This window comes from Inquilinus limosus MP06 (genome assembly GCF_000767795.1).
Classification (GTDB): domain Bacteria; phylum Pseudomonadota; class Alphaproteobacteria; order DSM-16000; family Inquilinaceae; genus Inquilinus; species Inquilinus limosus_E.
In genome coordinates this window covers 1-515 of sequence record NZ_JANX01001152.1, presented here as the reverse complement: position 1 = coordinate 515, position 515 = coordinate 1, and the positions used below count along the sequence as shown (strand labels likewise).

At 74.4% G+C, this 515-nt stretch carries 1 protein-coding gene; it reads right to left on the bottom strand.

The genetic code is table 11. The features are described 5' to 3' along the window. Positions 1-35 precede the first annotated feature (35 nt). Positions 36-515, bottom strand: a 480-nt coding sequence (locus P409_RS35730) for a helix-turn-helix domain-containing protein (RefSeq protein ID WP_034849957.1), incomplete at its 5' end; no start/stop codon positions are given.

Here is a 515-nt window from a genome sequence, read left to right as displayed (position 1 = left end):
TTTGCGGGAGGGGAGAGGATCTGAGGCGAAGCAATCTATCCGGTCCCAGCCGGCGCCAGCCTCTCCAGCAGGATCCCGCGCTCGCCCCTCGCCGCTTTTCGAAACCGCTGGGGTGAGACGCCGGCGGCGCGGTGGAAGCTGCGCACGAAGTTCGACAGGTCGCCGAAGCCGACATCATAGGCGATGTCGGTGACGGACCGCGCGTCCTCCGCCAGCAGGCGGGCGGCGCGGCGCAGCCGGGCGCGGACCAGGTACTGGTGCGGCGTGACCCCCAGGCTGCGGGCGAAGATGCGCAGGAAATGGAACGGGCTCAGGCCGACGGTGCGGGCCGCGCCGTCCAGGTCGACCGGCTGGTCGGCATGGGCATCGATCCACAGCGCCGCCTCCACCGCCCGGCGGCGGTCGCGCGCCGCCGGCCCGGCCCGGTCCGGCGGCCGCCCGGTGACCAAGGCGACGAAGCGGGCGGCGAAGGCGATGCCGACCTCGTCCAGGCCCAGGTCGCCGCGGCCCTCGGC